2 protein-coding genes and 3 pseudogenes are annotated in these 3,905 nt (G+C 64.4%); 2 read left to right on the top strand and 3 right to left on the bottom strand.

Annotated features, from left to right (window positions below; translation table 11 throughout):
* Positions 1–151: 151 nt before the first annotated feature.
* Entirely contained in the window at positions 152–1,360 is a 1,209-nt protein-coding gene (locus tag AWC07_RS02705) for a tyrosine-type recombinase/integrase (RefSeq protein WP_085104945.1), read from the bottom strand.
* A 63-nt stretch (positions 1,361–1,423) separates the two neighbouring features.
* Between AWC07_RS02705 and AWC07_RS02700 the strand changes: the two are divergent.
* A pseudogene (locus AWC07_RS02700) lies at positions 1,424–1,771 on the top strand (Mu transposase C-terminal domain-containing protein); the annotation flags it as partial.
* Positions 1,768–1,938 (top strand): annotated as a pseudogene (locus tag AWC07_RS02695) (ExeA family protein); the annotation flags it as partial. The pseudogenes AWC07_RS02700 and AWC07_RS02695, both read left to right, overlap by 4 nt.
* On the opposite strand, the pseudogene AWC07_RS02690 reads toward AWC07_RS02695, so the two are convergent.
* Positions 1,921–2,204: pseudogene (locus tag AWC07_RS02690) on the bottom strand (transposase); the annotation flags it as partial. The pseudogenes AWC07_RS02695 and AWC07_RS02690 sit on opposite strands and share 18 nt — an antisense overlap.
* Before the next feature lie 101 nt (positions 2,205–2,305).
* Positions 2,306–3,706, bottom strand: a complete 1,401-nt coding sequence (locus AWC07_RS02685) for an adenylate/guanylate cyclase domain-containing protein (protein WP_244187451.1) — start codon at positions 3,704–3,706, stop codon at positions 2,306–2,308.
* Positions 3,707–3,905: the final 199 nt, after the last annotated feature.

Here is a 3,905-nt window from a genome sequence, read left to right as displayed (position 1 = left end):
CCGCGCGAGGCTTCGGTGGCTTCCCACGACACGGGATTCGCCCGGGCCGGGAACTGCTTTCGCAGTTCGAACAAGTCACGACGATCCGAGCGGTGTCGCCGCTCATCAGCGCCCGTTATGGGCACCATCGTCGAAGCCGGCGTCGTCGTGGTCACCGCGAGGCTCCCGGGAACAGCACATCCATTGACTCCGAACGGTATTCCGGTGTGATCGCGGCCGGCGCCGACGGCGTCGCCGCTCGCCGCGCATGGTGGGCCAAGATGGTTGCGATGGTCTCCTCGACCGGAGCCGAGGTATAGATCTGGGTGGTGCTCAGCTGCGCATGGCCCAAGATCCACTGCACGTCGGCCAGCGGCATATCGGGGTCGCGCGCCATCCGATAGGCAGCCGTGTGACGCAGGTCGTGGATCGAGTAGTCAGTTCCGAGAATGGAATTCACGCGGATGAACATCGCGCGGGCAGCGTGATAGGTCAATGGCCGAAACGGCCGCCGCAGTGTCTGCCACAGTGGATCATCCCGCCTGGTCTGTATCTGTCCGTGGAATTGCGCCTGATACAGCCGAAGCCACACGAACGCATCCGGCGAGGCCGGAAGCTGCTGGGTTGCCCGGCTGCCCTTGCGGATCACCGTGATCAGCTGCGACCCAGCATCCACATCACCACAGCGCACGCCCAGCAGCTCTGAGGCCCGGGCACCGGTCGAGACGAAGAATGCCACCAACGCCCGGTCGCGATGCGATCCGAGCCCGGCGAACAGTTCGTTGAACTTCTCATCCGGGATACAGCGCGGCGACCGGTCGACCAGCTTGGGCCGATACAACCCGACACGCTCGTTGCGGTGCGGCAGCATCGGATTATGGTGTGCTGCAAGCCGTTTACGTCGCCGTTCCCGCACCAGCGGGAACGGGTTCACCATCGGGCCTGCACCGGTGTCAACGTGGAAGTCGTAGAACGCCCGCAACACGCTCTCACCATGCGCGGCAGTCGTCGGCGCGTACTTCCCGCCAGACACTGCGGGCAGCGCGTCGCTCTGCTTCCAGCGCACGCTCGCCGGTTTGCTCCCGGTCTGCACCCAGCGGCAGAAATCACGTGCCTCGACCCGGGTCGCCTGGTCCCACGGCACCTGCACCGCCCACAGAAACCTGAACCACCGCAACAGATCATGACCATACGACCGCTGCGTCGCTTCCGACCGCCCGGACGCCTGCAGCTCTTTGAGGAACTCACCGACCGGGCCGATCACCTCCCCGGTCGGATCGATCACCCGATACGGCTCCCATGGCGAACCGGTTGCCTCCAGCCGCCCGACCCGAGCGACCGCCAACGCCGCCGGGTCCCGCTCCGACTCATCTCCGATCATGGGCCGGAACCCTAACGGCCACTCACCAGACATGCCTCCTGAACAGGGAGGACAGCACTGGTAGTTCAATTAACAGGCAACCGCTACGAAGTCGACCCGGCGCTAGTCGGGCGCAAGGTGGAGCTGGTGTTCGACTCGTTCGATTTGACCCGCATCGAGGTCCGGCTGGCCGGCACGCCGAGGGGGCTGGCGATTCCGCACCACATCGGCCGGCATTCGCACCCGAAGGCCAAACCCGAAACCCCCACCACGCCACCCAAACCCAGCGGCATCGACTACGCGCAGCTGATCGAGACCGCGCACACCGCAGAGCTCGCCCGCGGCGTCAACTACGCCGCCCTCACCGGGGCTGCCGATCAGATCCCCGGCCAGCTCGACCTGCTCACCGGCCAGGAGGCCCAACCGAAATGATGCACAACGTGATCTCCTACGGTTTTTCGCGCATGCCATTCGGCCGCGATCTGGCCCCGGGCATGCTGCACCGCCACAGCGCCCACAACGAAGCGGTCGCCCGCATCGGCTGGTGTGTCGCCGATCGGCGCATCGGCGTGATCACCGGCGAGGTCGGACCGGCAAAACCGCCGCCAGGTGATCGAATCGCTGACCGACACAGCGACTCATATCCCAGCCGGTAGCGAAACTTCAAAAACATCAACCACAGATAGGTCTCCATCGGCGTGGACGGACGCCCAATCCGCGGATCGAAGAACCCCACAAACGGCGCGAAGAACACCGGATCGTCAAGCAACCCATCGACCCGCGCCAACTCATCGGGCAACTTCAACAACTCCGGAGGCAGTACCGCCTCCCACACCGACACCTGATCGCCTACAGTACGAAACACGATGGCCTCAATCCCCTCTCGCACCAGGGCTTGAGGCCATCCTTCCTGCTCACAACCGTCAACCCGTCGATCAACGCGCCGACTTTTTCAGGTCGAAGTAGCTAGTTTTCATGCACGGTGACAAAGCGGCCGGGATCTTCGACAAACGCGTGCCTGCACATGTCACAGCAGAACGCGAAAGTCCTTTCGCGCCAAGTAATCCAACTCGCCACATCGTCGGGGTCAAGAAGCAGACCGCACACCGGATCGGTCTCGCGGTTAGCGCGTTCGAGGCTGCGGCGCCGCACCTCAACAAGGCGGATCGGATCGTGAATTCCCTTGAGCCGTCGCGGCGGCGACAAAGTGAAGTCGGCGTCGACACGATCTGCGGCTAGGTCGCGGAGGTCTTCTGTGATCAGGAACTGCCCAGCACGCCCGGACGACGCGACCCGCGCAGCGAGGTTGACGGTGCCGCCGACGTAGTCCCCCTCGCGGTAGAGCACGGTGCCATGGTGTGCGCCGATATGTAGCGCGGGAAACTGCGACTCAGCGTCGGCGAAGCGGTCCACCGCAAGCCCAAATTCAATGGCGTCGGCCGGCTCGCTGAATAACAGCATGAACGCATCGCCAATCTGCTTGAGGATCCGGCCGCCATGTCGGGTAGCGCTACTGCGCACGGCGGCGCCGAACCGGCGCAGCACATCGGCCGCAGCGTGATCACCCATCGTCGCGGTCAACGCGGTGAAACTCGCCAGATCGACGAACAGCACCGTCGCTCGTTCCTCGCCGAGTGTCTTCGAAGGCGCAGTGGTGTCCTCGGCTAGATGGCGCAGCAGATCCTCGCGGCTGGCTCGCTGATAGGCCCGGCGGTGAAAGGACACAAGCGCCGGCTCCACCAGCTTCAGCGCAGGTCCGGCAACGTGTTGGGTCGCCTCAAGTAGTTGCCGACCCACCACTCCCTGGGCCCGGAAGCGCTCGTGGACATAATCGTGAAACGTGCGCAGCACCGCGTCGGCGAGGCGATCCGTGGCATCAGCCAATACCCGCATCAGCTGCATCAGCGCATCCCGTGGCATCCCCAGCTCCACCGCTTCGGCCACCGTCCGCAACGTCGTCATGTCCGCGTGGGTGCCGGAACCGAGGTCATCCCAGCCCAGGATTTCTGCCAGTTCTTCGACCACCACATCGTCTAGACCAAGGTCGTGGGCGGCGCGGGCGAGATCCGCCGGAGCCTCGGCTCCCGGGGTGAGCTCCCCATAGAGGGCAAGTAGGTCACCTTGCCTGGCCGTAGCCGCCTCCAGCTGCTGATTGCTGACACCGCGGGAGTGTGCGAATTGGATCAGCCGCAGCCGGTGCACGGAGTCCGCCTCGAAGTCTCCGTCCGCTTGCCGGTGCAGCAATCCCACCTTGACGTAATGCCCGATCCGGCCCTCCGTCTCACCGGATGCGGCCGCCAATTTGTCCAGACTCCGCAGCTTGTTCGTGACCTGCCGTCTCGCGGCCATATCGATCTTGCCTTCCACATCGGGCAAGCCTTCCGGGCCACGCGCTCAAAGTAGGTGAGCCACTACCACCGGCCACGCGCTCAAAGTAGGTGAGGCACGCCGGATGATGGTACGACTGGCTGAAGTACACCGTTAAGCTGCTAGGAGGGCTCTGAACAACGGGGCGTGATGGGGCGGGAAGAACGCCGACAAGGCCGTTTCTTCGGCAGTAGGTCAG

The organism is Mycobacterium gastri (assembly GCF_002102175.1).
Classification (GTDB): Bacteria; Actinomycetota; Actinomycetes; order Mycobacteriales; family Mycobacteriaceae; genus Mycobacterium; species Mycobacterium gastri.
This window is presented reverse-complemented; position numbering and strand designations above follow the sequence as displayed.

Bases quoted from the DNA above. Each gene is read 5' to 3' on its own strand.
- AWC07_RS02705 (WP_085104945.1), bottom strand. From the start codon at position 1,360: ATGATCGGAGATGAGTCGGAGCGGGACCCGGCGGCGTTGGCGGTCGCT.